Annotated in this window: 15 protein-coding genes; 12 read left to right on the plus strand and 3 right to left on the minus strand. The window is 70.4% G+C overall.

Annotated features, from left to right (window positions below):
* Positions 1 to 4 precede the first annotated feature (4 nt).
* From CEP17_RS08435 to CEP17_RS08455, 5 genes are all read left to right on the plus strand, one after another.
* Positions 5 to 1,054: an agmatine deiminase family protein gene (locus tag CEP17_RS08435; RefSeq protein ID WP_112931934.1), complete on the plus strand. Its 1,050-nt coding sequence runs from the start codon at positions 5 to 7 to the stop codon at positions 1,052 to 1,054.
* Positions 1,051 to 2,793, plus strand: coding sequence for an amidase (locus tag CEP17_RS08440; protein WP_112931935.1), 1,743 nt, complete (start codon positions 1,051 to 1,053; stop codon positions 2,791 to 2,793). Before CEP17_RS08435 ends, CEP17_RS08440 begins: the two co-directional genes overlap by 4 nt.
* Positions 2,790 to 4,166, plus strand: a complete 1,377-nt coding sequence (locus CEP17_RS08445) for an aminotransferase class V-fold PLP-dependent enzyme (protein ID WP_112931936.1) — start codon at positions 2,790 to 2,792, stop codon at positions 4,164 to 4,166. Before CEP17_RS08440 ends, CEP17_RS08445 begins: the two co-directional genes overlap by 4 nt.
* A gap of 85 nt (positions 4,167 to 4,251) precedes the next feature.
* Positions 4,252 to 4,734 (plus strand): Lrp/AsnC family transcriptional regulator, encoded by a 483-nt coding sequence (locus CEP17_RS08450; RefSeq protein ID WP_112931937.1) that lies wholly within the window; start codon positions 4,252 to 4,254, stop codon positions 4,732 to 4,734.
* Entirely contained in the window at positions 4,731 to 6,113 is a 1,383-nt protein-coding gene (locus CEP17_RS08455) for an aspartate aminotransferase family protein (RefSeq protein WP_112931938.1), read from the plus strand. Before CEP17_RS08450 ends, CEP17_RS08455 begins: the two co-directional genes overlap by 4 nt.
* Positions 6,114 to 6,228: 115 nt before the next feature.
* Here CEP17_RS08455 and ald read toward each other — a convergent pair whose 3' ends face one another.
* On the minus strand, positions 6,229 to 7,302 hold the full coding sequence (gene ald / locus CEP17_RS08460) for an alanine dehydrogenase (protein WP_112931939.1): 1,074 nt from the start codon (positions 7,300 to 7,302) through the stop codon (positions 6,229 to 6,231).
* Between the two features lie 141 nt (positions 7,303 to 7,443).
* Here ald and CEP17_RS08465 point away from each other — a divergent pair, with 141 nt between their 5' ends.
* From CEP17_RS08465 to ppsA, 6 genes are all read left to right on the plus strand, one after another.
* Positions 7,444 to 7,917, plus strand: coding sequence for an Lrp/AsnC family transcriptional regulator (locus CEP17_RS08465; protein WP_231560325.1), 474 nt, complete (start codon positions 7,444 to 7,446; stop codon positions 7,915 to 7,917).
* Positions 7,918 to 8,130: 213 nt separating this feature from the next.
* Positions 8,131 to 9,495 (plus strand): APC family permease, encoded by a 1,365-nt coding sequence (locus CEP17_RS08470; protein ID WP_275427330.1) that lies wholly within the window; start codon positions 8,131 to 8,133, stop codon positions 9,493 to 9,495.
* 80 nt (positions 9,496 to 9,575) lie between these two features.
* On the plus strand, positions 9,576 to 10,505 hold the full coding sequence (locus CEP17_RS08475) for an ABC transporter ATP-binding protein (protein ID WP_112931940.1): 930 nt from the start codon (positions 9,576 to 9,578) through the stop codon (positions 10,503 to 10,505).
* Positions 10,502 to 12,118 carry a polyketide antibiotic transporter gene (locus tag CEP17_RS08480; protein ID WP_112931941.1) on the plus strand — a complete coding sequence of 539 codons (1,617 nt, stop codon included), beginning with the start codon at positions 10,502 to 10,504 and terminating at the stop codon, positions 12,116 to 12,118. The genes CEP17_RS08475 and CEP17_RS08480 overlap by 4 nt, the downstream gene beginning before the upstream one ends.
* Positions 12,119 to 12,272: 154 nt before the next feature.
* Positions 12,273 to 13,088, plus strand: a complete 816-nt coding sequence (locus CEP17_RS08485) for a pyruvate, water dikinase regulatory protein (RefSeq protein WP_112931942.1) — start codon at positions 12,273 to 12,275, stop codon at positions 13,086 to 13,088.
* A 44-nt stretch (positions 13,089 to 13,132) separates the two neighbouring features.
* The gene (ppsA, locus tag CEP17_RS08490) at positions 13,133 to 15,520 is read left to right on the plus strand and encodes a phosphoenolpyruvate synthase (protein ID WP_112931943.1); all 2,388 of its coding nucleotides are present in this window, start codon (positions 13,133 to 13,135) and stop codon (positions 15,518 to 15,520) included.
* On the opposite strand, the gene CEP17_RS08495 is transcribed toward ppsA, so the two are convergent.
* Positions 15,521 to 16,975, minus strand: a complete 1,455-nt coding sequence (locus tag CEP17_RS08495; RefSeq protein ID WP_112931944.1) for a PLP-dependent aminotransferase family protein — start codon at positions 16,973 to 16,975, stop codon at positions 15,521 to 15,523.
* A 67-nt stretch (positions 16,976 to 17,042) separates the two neighbouring features.
* Between CEP17_RS08495 and CEP17_RS08500 the strand changes: the two genes are divergently transcribed.
* Entirely contained in the window at positions 17,043 to 17,384 is a 342-nt protein-coding gene (locus CEP17_RS08500; RefSeq protein WP_112931945.1) for a hypothetical protein, read from the plus strand.
* On the opposite strand, the gene CEP17_RS08505 is transcribed toward CEP17_RS08500, so the two are convergent.
* On the minus strand, positions 17,324 to 18,082 hold the full coding sequence (locus CEP17_RS08505; protein ID WP_112931946.1) for an MBL fold metallo-hydrolase: 759 nt from the start codon (positions 18,080 to 18,082) through the stop codon (positions 17,324 to 17,326). The two genes, CEP17_RS08500 and CEP17_RS08505, sit on opposite strands and share 61 nt — an antisense overlap.
* Between the last annotated feature and the right edge of the window lie 5 nt (positions 18,083 to 18,087).

Here is an 18,087-nt window from a genome sequence, read left to right on the forward strand (position 1 = left end):
GCCGATGAGCTGGCGGATGCCGAGCGAGACCGCGCCGCACGCGCGCACATGGATGGCCTTCCCCGTGGAGGGACCTACGCTCGGCGACACCGCCGCCGAGCGCGAGGAGGGCTACGCCGCGTGGACGGAGGTCGCCGCCGCCATCGCCCGGTTCGAGCCGGTGACGATGATCGTCGATCCCGCCGAGACGGCGCGCGCACGGCGGATGCTGCCCGGCGAGGTCACGATCCTCGAGGCGCCGGTCGACGAGTTCTGGATGCGCGATCACGGCCCGACCTTCGTCGTGGACGACGAGCGCCCCGGCATCCTGGGCGCCGTCGACTGGATCTTCAACGGCTGGGGCGCACACGACTGGGCGCGCTGGGAACGCTCTGCCGAGCACGCCCGCATCGTCGCGGCCGAGGTCGGCGCAGAACTCATCTCCTCGACGCTGGTCGCCGAAGGCGGAGGCTTCCACGTCGACGGCGAGGGCACCGTGCTGCTCACCGACACGGTGCAGCTCGACCCGCGCCGCAACCCCTACGCCGATCGCGCGCGCGTCGAGGCGGAGTTCGCCCGCACCCTCGGCACGACGACGGCGATCTGGCTTCCGCGCGGCCTCACCCGCGACTACGACGATTTCGGCACGAACGGCCACGTCGACATCGTGGCGACCTTCCCCTCTCCGGGCCGCGTGCTGCTGCACACCCAGCGCGATGCGGCACACCCCGACCACGCCGTCAGCGCGGCGCTGCGCGAGCTGCTCGCCGGCCAGACCGATGCCGCCGGACGCCGCCTCGAGATCGTCGAGCTGCCCGCGCCGGCGACCCTGCGCGACGACGAGGGCTTCGTCGACTGGAGCTACGTCAACCACCTCGTCGTCAATGGCGGCGTCATCGCCTGCGGCTTCGGTGAGGACAGAGCGGATGCCGAGGCCCGCGCGATCCTGGCCGATGCGTACCCGGGGCGCGAGATCGTCACGGTCGACGCCCGCCCGATCTTCGCGCGCGGCGGCGGCATCCACTGCATCACTCAGCAGCAGCCGGCGCTCGGCGGGCAGGAGGTCCGGCGATGATCGACGTCGTCGAAGCCTCGATCGCCGAGCTGCGCACCGCCCTCGAGACGGGGCGCACGACCGCCGTCGAGCTCGTCGAGGCCTACCTCGCGCGCATCGACGCCTACGACGGACCCGACACCGCGACCGCGCTCAACGCGGTCGTCGTGCGCAACCCCGACGCGCACGCGGAAGCAGCCGCCTCCGACGCCCGCCGCGCCCGCGGCGAGGTGCTCTCGCCGTTGGACGGCATCCCGTACACCGCGAAGGACAGCTACCTCGTCCGCGGGCTGACCGCGGCATCCGGCTCGCCCGCCTTCGCCACGCTCGTCGCGCAGCGCGACGCCTTCACGATCGAGCGGCTGCGCGCCGGGGGCGCCATCTGCCTGGGGCTGACCAACATGCCGCCGATGGCCGGCGGCGGCATGCAGCGCGGACTCTACGGCCGCGCCGAGAGCCCCTACGCCGCCGATTGGCTCACCGCCCCGTTCGCCTCGGGCTCCTCGAACGGCTCCGGAACGGCGACGGCGGCCTCGTTCGCCGCGTTCGGCCTCGGCGAAGAGACCTGGTCGAGCGGACGCGGGCCGGCCTCGAACAACGCGCTGTGCGCCTACACACCCTCGCGCGGCGTCATCTCCACCCGCGGCAACTGGCCGCTGGTGCCCACGCAAGACGTCGTCGTGCCGCACGCGCGCACGATGGCCGATCTGCTGGAGATCCTCGACGTCATCGTCGCGGACGACCCCGACACGCGCGGCGACTTCTGGCGGACACAGCCGTGGGTGCCGTTGCCGCCCCCGTCCGCGGTGCGCCCCGCGTCGTACCCCGCCCTGGCCGACGGCGCGACGCCTGCGGGACGGCGGATCGGCGTGCCCCGTATGTACATCAACGCCGACCCGGATGCCGGGACCGCTCCGACACCCGGCATCGGCGGGCCGACCGGACAGCGCATCGAGACGCGCGCGTCGATCATCGCGCTGTGGGAGAAGACCCGTGCGGCGCTGACCGCCGCCGGGGCGGAGGTCGTCGAGGTCGACTTCCCGGCCGTGTCGAACTACGAAGGCGACCGGCCCGGAGCGCCGACGATCTTCACCCGGGGGCTCGTGACCCGCGCCTACCTGGATCGCGAGATCCTCGACCTGTCGGCGTGGTCGTGGGACGACTTCCTCGCCGCCAACGGCGACCCGAAGCTGCACACGCTCGCCGACGTCGACGGCGCGCTGATCTTCCCGCACCCCGCCGGCGCCCTCCCCGACCGCTACGACGGCTTCGACGACGACCTGCCGAGCTATCCCGACTGGGTGCGAGCGCACCCGAGCGTCACCTGGCGCGACATGCCCGAGCTCGAAGACGGCCTTCGCGGCCTGGAGCGCACGCGAGAGGTCGACCTGGAGGAGTGGATGGACGGCCTCGGCCTCGACGCCGTCGTCTTCCCCGCCGTCGCCGATGTCGGCCCCGCCGACATGGACGTGAACCCCGCCTCCGCCGACCTCGGTTGGCGCAACGGCGTCTGGGTCGCCAACGGCAACCTCGCGATCCGCCACCTCGGCATCCCGACGGTGACCGTTCCGCTCGGGCTGATGGACGACATCCGGATGCCGGTGGGACTCACGATCGCCGGGCGCTCCGGCGACGATGCCGCCCTGCTGCGGCTCGGGTGCGCGATCGAGACACTGACCGACGAGCGGCCGGTGCCGCCGCGGACTCCCGCCCTCCCGGCATCCACCCCCGCCCCTTCTTCCCCCGAGGATCATTCATGACCGATGCCGCCCGCATGCACGACGTCACCACCGAGACCCGGCGCATCGTCGACCTGGTGCTCGACTACTCGCGCGAGCGCCTGCTCGCCCAGGACACCCCGCTGGACAAGCCGCTGCCCGCCGCGGAACTCAGCCGACTGGCAGGGCGGACGATCTCCGAAGAGGGGGTCGGCGCCGAGCGTGCGCTCGGCGTGTTCACGCACGTCCTGGCCCCCGCCTGCATCACGACCGACGACCCGCGGTACCTCTCGTTCATCCCGACCGCGCCCACGAAGGCGGCCGCGGCCTTCGACCTCGTCGTGTCGGCGAGCGCCCTCTACGGCGGGTCCTGGCTGGAGGGCGCCGGCGCCGTGCACGCCGAGAACGAGGTGCTGCGCTGGCTGTCCGACGAGTTCGGCCTGCCGGCATCCGCGGGAGGCGTCTTCGTGCAGGGCGGCACGCTCGGCAACCTGTCCGCCCTCGTCGCCGCGCGCGAGGCGGCGCGCGCGCACCGGACCGACACCGGTGCCGCCGCGCCGACCCGCTGGGCGGTCGCCTGCAGCTCGCAGGCGCACTCCTCCATCGCGTCGGCGGCGCGCGTCATGGACGTCGACGTCATCACGGTGCCGACGGATGCCGACGGCGTGCTGCGCGGCGAGGCCGTCGCGGCGGTGCTCGCCGACGTGCAGGAGCGGGTCTTCGCCGTCGTCGCGACGGCCGGCTCGACCAACTTCGGCATCGTCGACGACATCGCCGGTGTCGCGGCGGCAGCCCACGCCCACGGGATCTGGCTGCACGTCGACGGCGCCTACGGCCTCGCCGGCATGCTCTCGCCCCTCGCCCGCCACCTGTACGCCGGAGTCGCGCAGGCCGACTCGGTGATCGTCGATCCGCACAAGTGGCTGTTCGCCCCGTTCGATGCGTGCGCGCTCATCTACCGCGACCCCGAGCAGGGCCGACGCGCGCACACCCAGCACGCGGAGTACCTCGACACCCTGACCGACCGCTCCGACTACAGCCCCTCCGACTACGCCGCACACCTCACCCGTCGCGCCCGCGGCCTGCCGCTGTGGTTCTCGCTGGCCACGCACGGTGCGGCCGCGTACCGCGAGGCCGTCAGCGCCTCGATCGTGCTGGCCCGGCGGATCGCGAATGAGATCGAGGCGCGCTCCGGCTTCTCGCTGGTGCGCCGGCCGCAGCTGGGCGTGGTCGTGTTCGAGCGCGACGGCTGGACGCGCGCCGACTACGAGGCCTGGTCGCAGCGCCTCCTCGACGTGCAGCACGCGTTCGTGACGCCGTCCAGCCACGATGGCCGCCCCAACGCCCGGTTCGCGATCCTGAACCCCCGCACCACGTTCGACGACCTCACCGGCATCCTCGACACCATGCGCTGAGCGCCGCACGTCGCACGGGAGCCCGCCCGGTGACTTCTGAATCAGTCTTGATTATTCACTGCCGCGATTGATATCGTCGCCGATCATGCCTCAAACGACGGAAACCGCACCTTCGGGCCGACAGCCGCTGGATGCCGCATCCAAAGCGATCATCGAGCAGCTGCAGGAGGACGGGCGCCGACCCTACGCCGAGATCGCGAAGGCCGTCGGCCTCAGCGAGGCCGCCACGCGCCAGCGCGTACAGAAGCTCGTCGACCAGGGCGTGATGCAGATCGTGGCCGTCACCGACCCGCTCCAGCTCGGCTTCGCCCGTCAGGCGATGATCGGCATCCGGGTCGCCGGCGACACCCGCGGCATCGCCGCGCGGCTGTCGACCCTGCCCGGCATCAGCTATGTGGTGTCGACGGCGGGCTCGTTCGATCTGCTCGTCGAGGTCGTCTGCGAGAACGACGACGACCTCATGGACCTGCTCAACGAGCAGATCCGCGCCCTTCCCGAGGTGGTCTCGACCGAGACCTTCGTCTACCTCAAACTCCACCGTCAGCTCTACAACTGGGGGACACGATGACCATCGACGACGCCGACCTGCAGGCCAAGGCCCGCGACCACCTCTGGATGCACTTCGCACGCCAGTCGGTGATGACCGAGGGCGCCGGCGTGCCCATCATCGTCAAGGGCGAGGGCCACCACATCTGGGACTCGCGCGGCAAGCGCTACATCGACGGGCTCGCGGGCCTGTTCGTCGTCAACGCCGGCCACGGACGCTCCCGCATCGCCCAGGCCGCGGCGAAACAGGCGGAGGAGCTCGCGTTCTTCCCGCTCTGGTCGTACGCACACCCCTCGGGCATCGAAGCCGCCGACCGCATCGCGAACCTCGCGCCCGGCGACCTCAACCACGTCTTCTTCTCCACGGGCGGCGGCGAGGCGGTCGAGACCGCGTTCAAGCTCGCCAAGCACTACTGGAAGCTGCAGGGAAAGCCCACCAAGCACAAGGTCATCTCCCGTGCCATCGCGTACCACGGCACCACGCAGGGCGCCCTCGCGATCACCGGCCTGCCCGTCATGAAGCACATGTTCGAGCCCGTCACCCCGGGCGGCTTCCGCGTGCCCAACACCAACTATTATCGAGCCGCGGAGTCCGGCTTCGGCGGCGGAACCCCCGAGGAGTTCGGCCTGTGGGCGGCCGACCGCATCGAGCAGATGATCCAGTTCGAGGGTCCCGAGACGGTCGCCGCTGTCTTCCTCGAGCCCGTGCAGAACGCCGGCGGGTGCTTCCCGGCACCGGCGGGCTACTTCCAGCGCGTGCGTGAGATCTGCGACCGCTACGACGTGCTGCTCGTCTCCGACGAGGTCATCTGCGCCTTCGGGCGCCTGGGCCACTATTTCGGCGCGCAGGCCTACGACTACCAGCCCGACATGATCACGTTCGCGAAGGCCGTCACCAGCGGCTACGCGCCGCTGGGCGGCACGATCGTGAGCGACCGCGTCTATGAGCCCTTCGCGCACGGCGATCTGTCGTTCCCGCACGGCTACACCTTCGGCGGCCACCCCGTGTCGGCTGCCGTCGCCCTGGAGAACCTCGACGTGTTCGAGGAGGAGAAGCTGCTGGAGAACGTCCGCGAGAACTCGCCCGTCTTCCGCGCCACGCTGGAGAAGCTCCTCGACCTGCCGATCGTCGGCGACGTGCGCGGCGACGGCTACTTCTTCGGCATCGAGCTGGTCAAGGACAAGGCCACGAAGGAGACCTTCGACGACGACGAGTCGGAGCGGCTGCTGCGCGGCTTCCTCTCCAAGGCGCTGTTCGACGCGGGCCTGTACTGCCGCGCCGACGATCGCGGCGACCCGGTGATCCAGCTCGCCCCGCCGCTGACCATCGGCCCGGCCGAATTCACCGAAATCGAGCAGATCCTGCGCTCCGTGCTCACAGAAGCCTGGTCCCGCCTCTGACCCCCCTCTCCCACCCCGCCGAGCCGCCATCTTCTCGCCGAGCCGCCATGTTTCGACACGCGAAAACATGGCGGCTCGGCAGAAACGTCGCGGCTCGCGAGCCTGGTGGGCGAGGTCAGGCGAGGATGCGGGTGTCGATGACCTCGCCGCCGCGGATCGACAGACCCGCACGCAGCGAGGCGTCGCCCTCGAGGGCCGCATCGGTGCCGCGATCGGCGAGCGCGAGCGTGTACCGCAGCGTCGCGTTGGTGAGAGCGAGGGTCGAGGTCAACGGCACCGCTCCCGGCATGTTGGCGACGGCGTAGTAGATGGCGTCGTGCACCCGGTAGGTCGGATCGGTGTGCGTGGTCGCATGCGTGCCCTCGAAGCAGCCACCCTGGTCGACCGCGATGTCCACGAGCACCGAGCCCGGGCGCATGCGCTCGACCATGTCGAGCGTCACGAGCTTGGGCGCCGCCGCGCCGGGCACCAGCACCGAGCCGATGACGAGGTCGGCGTCGGCGACGAGGTCGGCGATCGTCGAACGGGTGGACACGCGCGTGTCGACGCGGCCGTCGAAACGCTCGTCGAGGCGGCGCAGCTGCGGGATCGACAGGTCGACGATGGTCACGTGCGCGCCGAGTCCCACGGCCATCTGTGCGGCGTGGGTGCCGGCGACGCCGCCACCGATCACGACGACACGGCCGCGCGGTGTGCCGGGCACGCCGCCGAGCAGGATGCCGCGTCCCCCGGCCGGACCGAGCAGCTGCTGCGCGCCCACCTGCACCGACAGTCGGCCGGCGATCTCGCTCATCGGGGCCAGCAGCGGCAGCGACCGGTCGGGCAGCTGCACCGTCTCGTAGGCGATGGCGGTGGTACCGGCATCCAGGAGAGCGGTCGTCAGCGCCGGCGCGGCGGCCAGATGCAGGTAGGTGAACAGCGTGAGGTCCGAGCGCAGGAAGCCGTACTCGGGCGCGATCGGCTCCTTGACCTTCACGAGAAGGTCCGCGCCGCCCCAGACTTCGGCGGCCTCGGCCACGATCTCGGCTCCGGCGGCGCGATAGGCGTCGTCGCTGAAACCCGACCCGACGCCGGCTCCGCTCTGGATGAGCACCCGGTGGCCGTGTGCAGAGAGCTCGTCGACCCCCGTGGGCGTCATGCCGACGCGGCGCTCACTGTCTTTGATCTCTGTGGGAACACCGATGATCATGGGCGGGACTCCTTCGACATGGTCCGCGGGAAAGGGAGTGGAGCGGTGCAGCGCGATCACGATGTCAGCCCTCCGGACGCTCGACAAGAGCATCCGAAAATTCGGTGAAATTGCCTCAGCGCTGAGAACTATGCTCGGGAAATGGCCGTCTCTTCCGCTGATCCTTCACTGGATGCCGCCGATCTCCGACTCATCGACGAGTTGCGCGACGATGCCCGCCAGCCACTGAGTCGTCTTGCGGCGACCCTGGGCGTCGCGGCGTCGACCGTGCACGCACGCATCTCGCGCCTCGTATCGCGCGGGGTGATCCGTCGCTTCACGATCGACGTCGATCCGGGAGCACTGGGGTACCGCACCGAGGCTCTGGTCTCGGTGCGGATCCGCCCGGGGGCACGCGCGCAGCTGACCCGCTTCGCCGAGGAGCTGCGCACCCACCCCGACGTCGCCCAGTACTTCTATGTCGCCGGCGCGGAGGACTTCGTGATCCACTTCCGCGGGCGCGACAGCGCCGACCTGCGCTCTTTCGTCACCGACCACCTCTCCACGCACTCCATCGTCGCGGCGACCAACACGAGCCTCATCTTCGAGCGCACCGACGGGCTGCGCGGGGTCTGAGCCCACACCCTTCGTCCGCGAACGGGCGATCCCCGGTCGAATCGTCCGAACATGGTGCCCACGCGTCATCGGAGGTGACGGCGACGCTACACAAACGAAACAGGGCGACCCTAGTATTCGAGCACCCGAAACACCTCACCATCAGGAGGAATCACGAACGAGTCACTGGCCGCCACGTCGGCATCCTCTCGCTCCGCCACCCTTGCGCGCTCTCTGGGAGTCTGGTCCATCGTCGGTCTCGGCCTCGGCTACATGACCCCGACGGTCGTGTTCGACACGTTCGGCAATGTCGCCGTCGAGACCAACAACGTCGTCCCCGCCGCCTACGCGCTCGCCCTCGTCGTCATGGGCTTCACCGCGATCAGCTACGGCAAGATGGTCGGCGTCATCCCGAGCGCCGGCTCCGCGTACACCTACGTCCGCGAGTCGATGCACCCGAGCCTCGGCTTCCTCGTCGGCTGGACGTCGCTCATCGACTACCTGCTGCTGCCGATGGTCAACGCCCTGATCCTGCGCAGCTACATGGAGGCACTCTTCCCCGACATCCCGGGATGGGTGTGGGTCGTGGCCTTCACCGCGGGCGTCACCGGGATCATCTACCTGACGATGCGCGGCACCTCCAACGTCAACATGATCCTGCTGATCTTCTCGATCGTGGTCATGGCGGTGTTCGTCGTCATGGTCATCGTGCAGTTGGTGCAGGGCGCTGGCGCCGGCACGGTCGCCTCCGTGCAGCCGTTCTTCCACCCCGAGGTCGAGTTCGGCGCGGTGCTGGCCGGTGCGACCATCGTCTGCTTCTCGTTCATCGGCTTCGACGCGGTGACGATGTACGCGGAGGAGGCGAAGAACCCGAAAACCATGCCGCGCGCGATCCTGCTGACCGTGCTGGTGGGCGGCGCGATTTTCCTCGTCGCGGCCTACTTCACGCAGCTGCGCTTCCCGGCCCACGAGGCGTTCCCGCCCGAGGCGATCGCCGACTCGACGCTGCCGGAGATCGGCTCGCAGGTCGGCGGCATCGTGCTGCAGTCGGTGCTGACGGCGGCGGGCTTCGCAGCCACGCTGGCGTCGTGGCTCGCCTCGCACGCGTCGGTCGCGCGCATGCTGCTGGTCATGGGCCGCAACGGCGTGCTGCCCAAGCGCTTCTTCGGCTACATCAGTCCGCGCACCCACACACCCGCCTTCACGGTGGTGCTGGTCGGCATCGTGAGCCTGGCGGCCATCGCCTTCACCCTCGATCAGATCGTCGACTACATCAACTACGGCGCCCTCATCGCGTTCACCTTCGTGAACATCTCGGTGATCGCCTGGTTCGCGGTTCGCCAGGGACGTCGACGGACGCCGCGCGACATCATCAACTACATCGTGATGCCCGCGATCGGCATGGCGCTGACCGGACTGCTGTGGGTGAACCTGGACGACCACGCGCTCATCGTCGGCCTCATCTGGACCGGGCTCGGGCTCGTGTATCTCGTCTTCCTCACCCGAGGGTTCCGTCGCCCCGTGGTGTCGTTCGATGAGAACCAGCCGGTCACCGGTTTCAACAAGATCGTCGAACCCGGGCCGCGCTCGCAGATCTGAGCGCAGTCCTCGACGCACCGGGGGTAAAGGGCGGGTGTCGCATCTACCGCGGCACCCGCCCTCGGCGTAGCATCCGGCGCATGACCGCCGTCATCCGCACGGACGCCCTCACGAAGCACTACGGCCGCGTGCACGCCCTCGACGGGCTCGACCTCGTCGTCGAGGCGGGCCAGGTGCACGGCTTCCTCGGCCCCAACGGCGCGGGCAAGTCGACCACCATCCGCATCCTCCTCGGCCTCGCACGTCCCACCTCGGGCACGGCGACCGTACTCGACGCCGACCCGTGGGGCGATGCCGCACGCCTGCATCGACGGGTGGCATCGGTTCCCGGCGACGTCAGTCTCTGGCCGAACATCTCCGGCGGCGAGGCCATCGATCTGCTCAGTCGCCTCCGCGGCGGGGGCACCGGCCCGCGCTACGCCGCCGCACGGCGGCGACTGTGCGACGCCTTCCAGCTCGACACCCGCACGAAGGGACGCGCCTACTCGAAGGGCAATCGGCAGAAGGTCGCGCTCATCGCCGCCTTCGCCGTCCCTGCCGAGCTCTACATCTTCGACGAGCCCACGAGCGGTCTGGATCCGCTGATGGAGGTGGTGTTCCGCCAGGAGGTGGCGCGAGTACGGGATGCCGGCGCCACGGTACTGCTGTCGAGCCACATCCTCTCGGAGGTCGAGCTGCTCTGCGACCGGGTGTCGATCGTACGGGCCGGGCGCATCGTCGACACGGGCTCTCTCGCCGAGATGCGCCATCTCACGCGCACCGAGGTGTCGTTCGCGGCATCCGCGCGCGCGACCCCGGTCACCGCCGCGACCGTGCCCGGCGCCGAGGACGTGCGGGAGGAGGGCGGGCGGATCTCGCTGACGCTCGCCAGCGATGCCGTCGCCCTCGCTCTGCCCCGCCTCGCCGAGCTCGGCGCCGAAGGACTGCGCATCGCGCCGCCGTCCGTGGAGGAGCTGTTCCTGCGCCACTACGGCGCGGGCGCAGAGCCGAGCGAAGGCGCCCGGCGGTGAGACCGTTCGGGCTGCTGCTGCGCCAGCGCCTGCGGCGCGACGCCGTATCGCTCACCGTCTGGATCCTCGGACTCGCCGCCCTGGCCGCGGCCGGATATCCGGGCGTGCGGGGGTCGTACGGCGACGAGCAGGAACGCCTGGCTCTGCTGGCCACGGTCATGACGAACCCCGTCGTGCTCCTGTTCCGTGGGCTTCCTTCCGGCGCGTCGGAGTCGCAGCTGGTCTCCTTCCTCCTGCTGCCCTGGCTGCTGCTCGTCGTCGCCCTCATGTGCTCGTTTCTGGCGGTGCGCCATACCCGCGGGGATGAGGAGGACGGCCGTCTCGAGTTGGTGTCGGCCACCCCGGCCGGGCGCACCGCGCCGCTCGCCTCGACCGCCGTGCACGGCATCGGCGTCGCCGTCCTCTCAGGCGCGGTGGTCGCTCTCCTCTTCATCGGCAATGGCGCGCCACTGGCGGGAGCAACACTGACGGGAGCATGCTGCACACTCGTCGGCACGGTCTTCCTCGGCGTCGGGCTCGTGGCCGGCGAACTCATGCCCTCCTCGCGCGCCGCCAACGCGCTGGCGGTGTGGATCCTGGTCGGCACGTTCGCCCTTGCCGGCACCGGGAATGCGCTCGGGACGCCGAACGCCGACCTCACCCGGATGACGAGCTCCGCCCTGACGTGGTTCTCGCCGTTCGGCTGGGCCGAAAACACCCGCCCGTTCGATGCCGACGACCCCCTTCCTTTGGCGGCCGCGGCACTCACGACGTTCCTCCTCCTCGGCGGGTGCGCCCTGCTGCACGCGCGCCGCGACCTGGGATCCTCCTTCGTCCCGCCACGCGTCGGTCGCGCCGAGGCTCGACCGGGCTTCGCGACACATCTGGCGCTGGTGGTGCGCCAGAGCCGTGCTGCGGCTGTCGGCTGGATCGTGGCAGGGATGCTCGTCGGTATTCTGTCGACGTCGCTCGCCGGTCTTGCCGGGCGGATCGGCCAGGGGAACGCGGCCGTCACCGCGCTGCTGGAGGCGTTGAGCGGAACGTCCGAGGACCTCTCACGCGGTCTGGTCGTGATCTTCTTCGTCATGCTCGGAGTCATCGCGGCGTGCGCCGCAACACAGACCGCTCTGCGCGCGCGCCAGGACGAGACCCGCGGCACGGCGGAGCTGATCCTCGGTACCGCGCTCACACGCACGCGGTGGCTCGCCGACCACATCTCGGTCGCCGCGACCGCCGCGGCCCTCACGATCGTGGCGGGAATCGTCGGCGCCGCTGTCGGAGCACTTACCGGGGGCGTCGGTGGCGGGCTCCTGCGCGATGCGGCGGTGGCCGGTGCGGGGCAGATCGTCCCGGCCTGCCTGTTCGCCGCGGTGACCGCCGCCCTGGTGGTCGCGCTTCCGCGTGCGGCGGTCGTGCTCGCGTGGGCGCTGCTGGCCGTCGCCGCCGTCGTCGCGCTGTTCGGCCCGCTCTTCGGTCTGAGTGCGTCACTCGTGGACGCCTCGCCCTTCGCCGCCGCTCCCGTACCGAGCGGAAACGGCGTCGATCCGCGCGGCGTCGCCGTGCTCGTGGTGGTCGCGGCATCCGCGGCGCTCATCGCGCTCGCGGGCATGCGCCGCCGCGAGCTCCGGTCCTGACGCCGGGCGAATCCTCCCCGAGCGACAAGAAGCGGCATTCTTTCGCTTGAAAGCGAGCGGAGAGATACGTCATCTTTCGTAGCCTCGAAGCAATCGGTCGTAAGACCGCCGCCCGAACTGCCGTCGGGATCCGCCGAGACGACGAGGAGCGCACGTGACCACCACGCCCCGTGCCGCCTACTTCGTCTCCGACTCGACGGGCATCACCGCGGAGACGCTGGGGCGGGCTCTGCTCGTCAACTTCCCGGGTGTGTCGTTTCGTCACCACACCGTGCCGTTCGTCGACTCGGCCGAGGGCGCCGCCGCGGTCGCCCGAGAGATCGACCGAGCGGCGGATGCCGGGCTGCAGCCCCTCGTGTTCCACACCGTACGCTCCCCCGCCGTGGCGCGCGTGCTCGGCGGCGCGCGGGCGACGCACATCGATCTGCTGAGCGGCCATCTCACCGAGCTGGAGGCGGCGCTTGGAACGACCGCGTCCGAGCAGCTCGGCTCCTTCCACACGGTCGGCGACACCGAGCAGTACTTTGCCCGGATGCGCGCGGTCGAATACGCCATCGAGCACGACGACGGCCAGAGCATGCGCGCTCTCGATCAGGCCGACGTCCTGATCGTCGCGCCATCGCGCTGTGGCAAGACGCCGACGACCATGTACCTGGCCCTGCAGTACGGGCTTCTCGTGGCGAACTACCCGCTGACCGACGACGACTTTCCCACCGAGGGTCTACCGCGAGCGATCGCCCCGTTCGCGGCGCGCTGCTTCGGGCTGACGACGACACCGCTGCGACTCAGCCAGGTGCGTCACGAGCGCAGGCCCGACTCGACCTACGCGAGCCTCGCGCAGTGCACCCTCGAGCTGCGGCGCGCCGAGGACCTCTACCGGCGTACCCATATCCCGTTCGTGAACTCGTCGACCAAGAGCGTCGAGGAGATGTCCGCCGTGATCATGCAGTCCCTCAAGCTGCGTGCCTGACTCTCCCGCTTCCCCTTCCCCGTACCCATCGAAAGGCCCGACACATGAGCAGCATCCTCTGGTTCGACCAGCTCGGCATGGCCGACCTCCCCGCCGTGGGCGGAAAGAACGCGTCGCTCGGCGAGATGGTGTCCCACCTCGCCGCCGCCGGGGTGAGCGTTCCCGGCGGCTTCGCCACGACCGCCGACGCCTATCGCGAGTTCCTGGCCGAAGGCGGGCTGCGCGAACGCATCGCGGCGGCGATCGCCGAGGTCGATGTCGAGGATGTCGCGGCCCTCACCCACGCCGGTACCCAGATCCGCGCGTGGGTGGAGGAGCAGCCCTTGCCCGCAGATCTCGAGTCGTCGATCCGCACCGCGTACGAGCGGCTGACGGCGGAGCACCCCGGTGCCTCGTTCGCGGTGCGCTCCTCGGCGACCGCTGAGGACCTGCCCGACGCCTCTTTCGCCGGGCAGCAGGAGACCTTCCTCAACGTCGCCGGCATCGACAACGTCCTGGCTGCGATCCGCTCGGTGTTCGCGTCGCTGTACAACGACCGTGCCATCGCGTACCGCGCTCACCACGGGTTCGACCACGACGAGGTCGCCCTGTCGGCCGGCATCCAGAAGATGGTGCGTTCCGACGTGGGCGCTGCCGGTGTCATGTTCACCGTCGACACCGAATCGGGCTTCGAGAACGCCGTCTTCATCACCAGTTCGTACGGACTCGGCGAGGCCGTCGTGCAGGGAGCGGTCAACCCCGACGAGTTCTACGTCTCGAAGGTGGCACTGCGCGCGGGCCGTCCGGCGGTGCTCAAGCGCTCGGTCGGCGAGAAGGCCATCGCGATGCGCTACACCGATGCGCGCGAAGCGGGAGCCTCGACGCGGTTCGAAGACGTTCCGACGGCAGAGCGTCGACGGTTCTCGATCGATGACGCCGACCTGGTCGAGCTCGCGCGCCAGGCGCTGATCATCGAGGAGCACTACGGCCGGCCGATGGACATCGAGTGGGGCAAGGACGGCGTCGATGGTCGGCTCTACATCCTGCAGGCTCGACCCGAGACGGTCGTCTCGCGCGTCGAAGCCGGGGTCATCCGCCGCTTCGTGCTGGACGCGCGCGGTAAGGTCGTGACGGCCGGGCGGGCGATCGGTCAGCGCATCGGCGCGGGACCGGTGCGAGTGCTGCGCAGTCTCGACCAGATGGCCGACTTCCAGCCGGGTGAGGTGCTCATCGCCGACATGACCGATCCCGACTGGGAGCCCATCATGAAGCGCGCGAGTGCCATCGTGACCAATCGCGGCGGTCGCACGTGCCACGCCGCGATCATCGCGCGCGAGCTCGGCATTCCCGCCGTCGTCGGCACGGGCGATGCCACCGCCGCGCTCGTGGACGGAGAGGAGGTCACCGTCTCGTGCGCGGAGGGCGACACCGGGTTCGTGTACCGCGGCATCCTTCCGTTCGAGGAGGAGGTGACCCGGCTGGATTCCATGCCGGAGGCGCCGGTGAAGATCATGATGAACGTCGGCACGCCCGACCAGGCCTTCTCGTTCTCACGACTGCCGCACCGTGGTGTCGGGCTGGCGCGGCTGGAGTTCATCATCAATCGACAGATCGGCATCCATCCGCGAGCGCTGCTGGAGTTCGACGCGCTGGACGGCGAGCTGCGCGCCCGCGTGGCCGACGCGACCGCCGCCTACGACGCGCCGCGCGACTACTTCGTGCGGCGGGTCGCGGAGGGCGTGTCGATGATCGCGGCGGCGTTCTGGCCCGAGCCGGTGATCGTGCGTCTCAGCGACTTCAAGTCGAACGAGTACGCCAACCTCGTCGGTGGCGAGCTGTACGAGCCGCACGAGGAGAACCCGATGCTCGGCTACCGCGGCGCCTCGCGCTACATCTCGCCCGACTTCCGCGCGTGCTTCGACATGGAGTGCGAGGCGCTCCGGTTCGTGCGCGAGGAGATGGGCTTCACCAACGTGCAGGTGATGGTGCCGTTCGTGCGCACCGTCGGCGAAGGGCACGCGGTGGTCGAGTTGCTCGCCGAGAACGGGCTGCGTCGCGGCGAGAACGACCTCAAGGTCATCATGATGTGCGAGCTGCCCTCGAACGCGCTGCTCGCGGATCAGTTCCTGGAGTTCTTCGACGGATTCTCGATCGGGTCGAACGACATGACCCAGCTGACGCTGGGGCTCGATCGCGATTCGGCGCTCGTGGCCTCCACGTTCGATGAGCGCGATCCGGCCGTGCTGCGCCTGCTGTCGATGGCGATCAGCGCGTGCCGTGCGGCAGGGAAGTACGTCGGCATCTGCGGACAGGGCCCGTCGGATCATCCGGACCTCGCCGAATGGCTCGTCGCGGAGGGGATCGAGTCCGTCTCGCTCAACCCCGACACGGTCGTCGAGACGTGGCTGCAACTGTCGAAGACCGTGGAGGCGACAGCTCCGCAGGCCGGGTGATCACTCCGCGCGCCACACCCGCCCGAGCCGCTCGATCGCGGCGTGGAGCAGCTCGTCGGGAGAGGTGAACGGGATGCGGAGGTGGTCGTCGGCGGGTGCGGATGCCGAGAACTCCGACCCGCCGGCGACCGCGACGCCCGCCAGAGCCGCACGCCGCGCAAATGCGGTCGCCGAACCCGAGGGCAGGCGCGCCCAGAGCGAGAGGCCGCCGCGCGGCACGTCGAAGGTCCAGCCCGGAAGGTGCTCGTGCATCATCGGGACCAACCGCTCCAGCGCCGCGGCGTGGGTGGCGCTCGCGTCGCGGCGCAGGGCGGGCGCGTTGTCGAGAAGACCCAACGCCATGTGCTGCGCCGGGAGGCTGGCGGCCTGGTCGACGAGCTGCCGCGATGCGCGCAGCCGCCGGATGAGCACGGGATCAGCGCGCGCCCACCCGATGCGCAGTCCCAGCCACGCCCATTTCGACAACGAGTCGACGACGATCACGGGCGCATCCGGCCGCAGCGCCGCGAGCGATACGGGAACGACGCCGTCGAAGGAGATGTTCGCGAGTACGCGGTCTTCGATGACACGCACGCCGTAGCGGGCGGAGAGTTCAGCGACAGCCAGACGCGATGCCGGAGGCATGCGTGATCCGGTCGGGTTGTGGTGGTGGGGGTTGAGGGCGATGAGGACAGGGCGCAGGGCCACGATCGCGGTCTCCAGGGCATCCACGTCGACGCCGTCCGGCGTCATCGGCACCCCGTGCACGCGCGCTCCTCGCCGCCGGACTGGGTCGACGAGACCCGGCCAACTGAGCTCCTCGCTCAGCACGATGTCACCCGGAGAGACGAGCTCGTCGATCACGAGGCTCAGCGCCTGCTGGGCGCCGCTGGTGACGATCACCTGCTCGGGCGTCGTCGGCGTGCCGTCGTCGGACAGCAGTCGCGCGATACGCTCGCGCACCTCGGGCAGGCCCGCGGGGTCGGAATCGGTGGCCGTCGCGGCGACGAGGGCGGCATCGAACCCGCGCACGATCTCGATCGTGCGCGCAGGGATGCGCGGCACCGCGCGCAGGAGGTCGATGGCGGCGGGCGCGGCCTGGAAGAGGCTCTCGCCCTGCGAGCGCCGGGCCGGCAGCGCGATCGCGGCGCCCGCGACGCGCGTGCCGCTGCCCTGGCGCCGTTCCAGCACGCCGCTGTCGGCGAGCGCGGCGTAGGCCGCGACCACGGTGCCGCGCGATACCGCGACGGCCGCGGCGAGCGCGCGCTCCGAGGGCAGTCTGTCACCCGGGCGCAGTTCTCCCGAGCTCACGAGCGCCCGCAGAGCAGCGGCCAGACTCGCAGTCAGAGACCCATCGGAGTCGGCCCAGCGACCCAGCCGTGCCGCCAGCGCCGTGGGAGACACCGCTGCGGCACGGTCCGTATCGGCCAATCGTGTGACCACTCGCGGCGAAGTGGCCCTGTCGTGAGCGTTCATCGAAACCGATTCTGGTCCAATGACCCGCCGCCCTGTGACCCCCCTTCCTCAGAATCAGCCAGCCACCATGCCACTTGAGTCGGAGTGGATAATCGCACGCGTCATCGATTGGCTCGCGGACGACGACCGCGGCGGCGACACGGACGGTCACGACGCCCTCGATGCCCACCGCGACACGCTCGGCGCGATCGACGCGGGCATCGCGCGACGACTCCGTCAGCCCGCATGCCCGCCCGGTGCGCGAACGGCGATGCTGGTCCGGTCCATCACGACCGCGACGCGGCGGCATCCGGCGCTCTGCACGCTCACGGTCGCCGACCTCGTCTCCGGGACACCGGTCGAACCGCGTCAGAGCGCGAACGGCACGCCGGCGGTAGGCACACGCAACCTGTCGGCGAGTCCCGCGTAGGCGAACTCACGCTCGAGGCGGTCGATCGTCTCGGTGAAATGGTGCCATCCCTCGGCATGCACCGGAACGATGATCGCCTCGCCCAACGCCCGTGCGGCCTCGACCGCGGTGCGCGCGTTGAGGGTGAGGTCGCTGTCGCCGAAACGCCCGACGTTGGCCGCACCGGTGAACAGGACGGCGATGTCGATCGGGCCGATGCGTTCGACGATCTCGGCGACGAGCGCACTATCGGCATTGTCGCCGGAGACGTAGACGACGGGCTCGCCCGCGGCGCGCAGGACGAAACCCGTCACCGGCCCGGAAAGCTCCTCGGCGCCGGCCGGACCGTGGAGAGCCGGGACGGCGATGATCTCGACACTGCCGACGGTGTGGCACTGCCACGACGCGAGGCCGTGGACGCCCTCGATGCGCGAGGCCGCTGCGGGCGTGGAGAGCACGGTGGTGGCGCGCGCCAGGAACGCGCGGCCCGCGGCATCCAGGTTGTCGGGATGCTGGTCGTGCGACAGGAGCACGACGTCGATCCGGCCGACGTCGTCGGGCGTCAGGGCAGGACCGGTGAGCTTGTGCAGCGTCACCGTTCCCGACGGGTAGTCACCCGGCTCGTCGAACGTCGGATCCGTGAGGACGCGGATGCCGGCGTACTCGATGATCGCCGTGGGACCGCCGACGAGAGTGAGCACGGGGCGCGGTGAGGTCATCCTCC

It is taken from the genome of Microbacterium sp. PM5 (genome assembly GCF_003293595.1).
GTDB lineage: Bacteria > Actinomycetota > Actinomycetes > Actinomycetales > Microbacteriaceae > Microbacterium.

Bases quoted from the DNA above. Each gene is read 5' to 3' on its own strand.
- CEP17_RS08445 (WP_112931936.1), top strand. From the start codon at position 2,790: ATGACCGATGCCGCCCGCATGCACGACGTCACCACCGAGACCCGGCGC.
- CEP17_RS08465 (WP_231560325.1), top strand. From the start codon at position 7,444: ATGGCCGTCTCTTCCGCTGATCCTTCACTGGATGCCGCCGATCTCCGA.
- CEP17_RS08450 (WP_112931937.1), top strand. From the start codon at position 4,252: ATGCCTCAAACGACGGAAACCGCACCTTCGGGCCGACAGCCGCTGGAT.
- CEP17_RS08455 (WP_112931938.1), top strand. From the start codon at position 4,731: ATGACCATCGACGACGCCGACCTGCAGGCCAAGGCCCGCGACCACCTC.
- ppsA (WP_112931943.1), top strand. From the start codon at position 13,133: ATGAGCAGCATCCTCTGGTTCGACCAGCTCGGCATGGCCGACCTCCCC.
- CEP17_RS08495 (WP_112931944.1), bottom strand. From the start codon at position 16,975: ATGAACGCTCACGACAGGGCCACTTCGCCGCGAGTGGTCACACGATTG.
- CEP17_RS08435 (WP_112931934.1), top strand. From the start codon at position 5: ATGAGCTGGCGGATGCCGAGCGAGACCGCGCCGCACGCGCGCACATGG.
- CEP17_RS08500 (WP_112931945.1), top strand. From the start codon at position 17,043: ATGCCACTTGAGTCGGAGTGGATAATCGCACGCGTCATCGATTGGCTC.
- CEP17_RS08475 (WP_112931940.1), top strand. From the start codon at position 9,576: ATGACCGCCGTCATCCGCACGGACGCCCTCACGAAGCACTACGGCCGC.
- ald (WP_112931939.1), bottom strand. From the start codon at position 7,302: ATGATCATCGGTGTTCCCACAGAGATCAAAGACAGTGAGCGCCGCGTC.
- CEP17_RS08440 (WP_112931935.1), top strand. From the start codon at position 1,051: ATGATCGACGTCGTCGAAGCCTCGATCGCCGAGCTGCGCACCGCCCTC.
- CEP17_RS08505 (WP_112931946.1), bottom strand. From the start codon at position 18,082: ATGACCTCACCGCGCCCCGTGCTCACTCTCGTCGGCGGTCCCACGGCG.